The organism is Escherichia sp. S10b (genome assembly GCF_028421345.1).
Taxonomy (GTDB): Bacteria; Pseudomonadota; Gammaproteobacteria; order Enterobacterales; family Enterobacteriaceae; genus ECMA0423.
Window position 1 is genome coordinate 1 of record NZ_JAHZSO010000069.1, and the last position, 681, is coordinate 681.

The window sequence follows — 681 nt, forward strand, 5'->3', positions numbered from 1 at the left end:
TTTCCGGTGACAGTGTCACGCTGTCGGACGGACAGCAGACCCGGGTGATTCGCCCCGGTCAGGAGCGGGCAGAGCAACATATTGGCCTGGCCTATGCCATCACCGCCCACGGTGCGCAGGGGGCAAGTGAAACCTTTGCCATTGCGCTTGAAGGCACGGAAGGTAACCGGAAACAGATGGCCGGCTTTGAGTCAGCCTACGTGGCCCTGTCGCGTATGAAGCAGCATGTGCAGGTGTATACCGATAACCGTCAGGGCTGGACGGATGCCATTAACAATGCCGTACAGAAAGGAACTGCCCACGATGTGCTAGAGCCGAAATCGGACCGGGAGGTCATGAATGCAGAGCGGCTGTTCAGTACGGCGCGGGAGCTGCGGGACGTGGTGGCCGGCCGTGCCGTTCTCCGTCAGGCAGGGCTGGCCGGGGGAGACAGTCCTGCACGGTTTATTGCACCCGGGCGCAAATATCCGCAGCCGTATGTGGCACTGCCGGCTTTTGACCGTAACGGCAAGTCAGCTGGTATCTGGCTGAACCCGCTGACCACGGATGACGGAAACGGGCTGCGGGGCTTCAGTGGTGAAGGCCGGGTGAAAGGCAGCGGGGATGCGCAGTTCGTGGCCCTGCAGGGCAGCCGTAACGGAGAGAGCCTGCTGGCTGATAATATGCAGGATGGTGTCCGGA

1 protein-coding gene is annotated in these 681 nt (G+C 61.5%); it reads left to right on the forward strand.

Annotated elements, in window-relative coordinates:
- Positions 1–681: conjugative transfer relaxase/helicase TraI domain-containing protein (locus FTE26_RS20185; protein WP_272457519.1), on the forward strand; the 681-nt coding region annotated here is incomplete at both ends.